At 46.6% G+C, this 3,396-nt stretch carries 3 protein-coding genes and 1 pseudogene; all 4 read right to left on the bottom strand.

Annotated elements, in window-relative coordinates; translation table 11 throughout:
- On the bottom strand, positions 1 to 942 hold a 942-nt coding region (locus tag QUA00_RS36400; protein ID WP_333413439.1), incomplete at its 3' end, for a serine/threonine-protein kinase.
- 106 nt (positions 943 to 1,048) lie between these two features.
- Positions 1,049 to 1,495: an SRPBCC family protein gene (locus tag QUA00_RS36395; RefSeq protein ID WP_015175311.1), complete on the bottom strand. Its 447-nt coding sequence runs from the start codon at positions 1,493 to 1,495 to the stop codon at positions 1,049 to 1,051.
- A 207-nt stretch (positions 1,496 to 1,702) separates the two neighbouring features.
- Positions 1,703 to 3,139: a 9,9'-di-cis-zeta-carotene desaturase gene (zds, locus tag QUA00_RS36390; RefSeq protein WP_333413437.1), complete on the bottom strand. Its 1,437-nt coding sequence runs from the start codon at positions 3,137 to 3,139 to the stop codon at positions 1,703 to 1,705.
- A gap of 62 nt (positions 3,140 to 3,201) precedes the next feature.
- A pseudogene (locus tag QUA00_RS36385) lies at positions 3,202 to 3,396 on the bottom strand (hypothetical protein); the annotation flags it as partial.

Below are 3,396 nucleotides of genomic sequence, written 5' to 3'. Positions count from 1 at the left end.
CCCCGTGCCCGTCCCCGTACCCGCCCCCGCCGACTGCTGCGGCTGCAAATCTTTCAATACCTCAGCTACAGATTTGTAGCGCCGACTGAGACTCGATTCGATCATTTTGTCGAGGATGCGACTTAATTTCGGATCAATTGGAACCTTCAAAAAGTCTCGCCAAACCCAAGCATCTTGATTGATATCGAACAAATCAAAAGGAGATATTTGAGTCAGCAAATAAATGCAAGTTACTCCCAAACTGTACAAATCACTGGCATAAACCGCTTGACCTCTAATTTGTTCCGGCGCCACAAATTCGGGAGAACCGATGACTGTACCGGTTTCTCTCAAACCCTCCACAAGTTTTGCAGCGCCAAAATCAACTAAAACTAATTCCCCGGTTAAGGTTGGGTAAGTATAAATGGTGGGAGTTTGAGAAAGGCGGCGGCGGATAATATTGGGGGGTTTAATATCTCGGTGAATTACACTACGATCGTGCACGAACTGCAATACTGGCAATAAATCCTTCAGCAGACTGAGAATCTTACTTTCGCTGAAAGGCCCAGTCCGCGCCAACTCTTCCTGTAAATTCTGACCTTCTATAAATTCCTGTACCAAATACTGATAGCGTTCCTGCTGAAAGTGCGCCAGCAGTTCGGGAATTTGCGGGTGTTTCCCCAACTCGTCCAGCCGCACCGCTTCTCGGTTGAATAATTCTGCTGCTTTTTCGCTGCTGCTGGTACCTTGGGATAGCGGGAAAAACTGTTTAATTGCACAGCGCGGTTTTGAGGGTTTGTCTTGGTCTACTGCTAAAAAAGTGCGGCCGAAACCGCCGCGCCCAAGGGGTTTGATGGCGCGGTAACGCTCTCTGAGCAACAGTTTGGAGCCGCAATTCAGGCAGAATTGAGTACGATCGGCATTTTGCGGGTTTTGACAGGCGGGGTTTAGGCAATAACTCATAACTAAACCGAGAAGGAATCAGCAGCACATCTCTATGATACTGACGCCCAAGGGCGATCGACTCTCGCGTTACAATTAAAAACCAAAGGACTAAAGTCCTCAGAATTTAAGATGTGGCTTTCACTTTCAGAGCATACTCTTTAAACCTTTCCAAGTCAGCCTGAATAGTCGATTCAACCACGCGGCCCAGAAATAGGTTATCCATCAATTTTCCCAGCCAGCCGGGAATTCCGTAAGCCACTGTCAGCTTGACGATACTGCTGTCTTTGCGATCGTAAAATCTTACGGCACCTCGATTTGGTAAGCCGTCTACCGATTCCCACTGAATTATCTGATTCGGCACTAATTTGAGAATCCGAGAAAGCCAGCTAAATTCTAACCCGCCAGTTGCGAGTTTCCAGCGAGACAATTCTGGATCTTCTTCAAGAACATGAACAGATTCTATCCACTTCATCCAGCGCGGCATTTGCTCTAAATCTGACCAGAGTTGCCACGCTAATTCGATGGGAATTGCCACTTCTACTTGGACGCTGTGTTCTAACCAATCAGTCATGGGATTTTAGATTTTAGATTTTAGATTTTAGATTGTGGATTTTCTCGTTTATTGTCGAATCTGGAGTCCCCTAAATCCCCCTTAAGAATGGGAGTAGGGGTTGACTTTGAGAACACTGTTCCCCCCCCACTTATTAAGAGAGACTTTGAGAACACTCTTGTCCCCCCCTTATTAAGGGGGGTTAGGGGGGATCGAGAAGACTAAGGACTAATGACTGTAAGCTTCGAGAATTGCCTTAGCCGCTTGATGGCCTGAAAGTGTCGCTCCTTCCATACTATCAATGTAGTCTTGCTGAGTGTAACTTCCTGCTAGAAAGAAATTGGCGATCGGAGTTTTTTGAGCAGGGCGGAAAACATCCATTCCCGGTGCTTCGCGATACAAAGATTGAGCGAGCTTAACTACACTGTACCAAGTCATGTTTAATTCCCGCGCTGAGGGAAATAAATCCTGAACTTGCTTAAGTACGTGTTGGGCAATCGCCTCATTGCTTTGTTTAATAAACGGATCTCCCGGTGTCAGCACCAACTGGAGCAGCGAGCCTTGTCCTTCTTTATAATAATCCTTGGGACTTGCCAGCGCTAGGTCTGCAAAACAGGAAAAGTCTGCATCTGCTGAATACAGCAAATTATCGATTCCTACAGCGTGGCTCAACTGTTTGCGCTTGGCTTCGTCTTCCAGTTCCGTTACCCAACCGTCGAACCGCAATTGTACTGTAGCAACTGGCACCGCATCTAACTTATAAATGTTGTCAAATTCTGACCATTTGCGCCAAGCTGGGGGCAATATTTTCTGAATTCCTGGTACGTCGCAGGCGAAAACGTAAGCGTCTGCGGTAATATTTTCTTCAGTTTCGCCGTTTGCTACTACCAAGCCTGTCACGCGGGTTTCTTCGCCTTCTTCAAACTGAATTTCTCGGACTCTGCGCCGCGTGTAAATTTTTGCTCCTTTGTTTTCCAAATATTCCACAATTGGTTTGTGCAAATATTCGTTGGGAGAACCAGCCAGCATCCGCATGACAGAGGCTTCGGTTTTCGATGCAAAGAATTGAAAGATTGTCAACATACACCGGGCAGAAATATTTTCAGTGTCGATAAAACCCAGTGCGTAGGCGATCGGATTCCACATTCTTTTGAGCGAGTTTTGGTTGCCACCTTGGCTGCGGAACCAGTCAGCAAAGCTAACTTTATCCAAATCGCGGATAGTTTTCATCGCTCCTTCAAAGTCTATCAAACCCCGGACGATCGGGCTAGTTCCCAGGGCGATCGCATTTTGAATTTTGTCTTGTACGGATAGCTGGGATGTAGTAAAAAATGCCTTCAATCCGTGCAAAGGAGCACCCACGGGAAAGCGAAAATCCAAAGAACCAGTTTCGCCGCCTCGATTGATAAAAGTGTGGACGTGTTCTTTGAGGAGCAAATCGTCAAAAGCTCCCACTTTTTTCATGAGCGCAAATAAGTTATAATAGCAGCCGAAGAAGACGTGCAAACCCATTTCAACGTGATTGCCGTCTGGATCTACCCAACTGCCGACTTTGCCGCCGACAAAGGGGCGGGATTCAAAAATTTCTACTTCGTGGCCGGCTTCCACTAAATCGACTGCTGTGGTCATTCCAGCCAGTCCCGCACCTGCGATCGCAACCCGCATTTTACCTATCCTTTACAGTATTTTTACAAATTGTAACAAAATTTAGAATATTAGAAATATTATTAAAGTTCGTAAATGCCGATCGACACTTGTACAGCCCTCTGAATTCTGGCTAGGACATCGGCACTAAGTTGACCATAAGGGCCTTGTTCTAGGAATGTCTGCCGCAAAGCAGAAACGTTTTCACCAGAAAACGAGCGAGAAGCCCCTGGCTTTAGACATGGGGAGGAAAGCGGCTGCGACTTCAGTCGCCTTGA

It is taken from the genome of Microcoleus sp. T2B6, assembly GCF_036700475.1.
Classification (GTDB): domain Bacteria; phylum Cyanobacteriota; class Cyanobacteriia; order Cyanobacteriales; family Microcoleaceae; genus Microcoleus.
This window is presented reverse-complemented; position numbering and strand designations above follow the sequence as displayed.